Source organism: Halomonas gemina (genome assembly GCF_023554995.1).
Lineage (GTDB): Bacteria > Pseudomonadota > Gammaproteobacteria > Pseudomonadales > Halomonadaceae > Halomonas > Halomonas gemina.
Map to the genome: position 1 here is coordinate 1 of NZ_JAMJPK010000035.1, position 362 is coordinate 362.

Here is a 362-nt window from a genome sequence, read left to right on the forward strand (position 1 = left end):
GTCGGCGGTCGCATAGAGACGCGCGAGTTCGCGTATCTGCTCGGGGGCGACGCCACAGGCCGGCGACATCGCCTCGGGGGTCAGCTCGCGCACATGGGCCTTGAGCGCCTCGAAGCCCTCGGTGTGGACATCGATATAGCCCTGGTCATACAACCCCTCGCCGATGATGACGTTGAGCATGGCGTTGTAGAGCGAGACGTCGCCGCCGGGGGTGAAGCGCACGCTGCGGTGGGCATAGGCGTCCAGCGCCTGGCCGCGCGGGTCGAGGATGATCAGCTTGGTGCCGTTTCTCGCCGCCTGCTTGAAGTAGGTGGCCGCCACCGGATGGTTGATCGCCGGGTTGCAGCCGGTGAGGATCACCA

1 protein-coding gene is annotated in these 362 nt (G+C 66.6%); it reads right to left on the reverse strand.

The features are described from left to right. A partial coding sequence (locus M8009_RS19440) for a molybdopterin oxidoreductase family protein (protein WP_250064036.1) occupies positions 1-362 on the reverse strand: 362 nt, incomplete at both ends.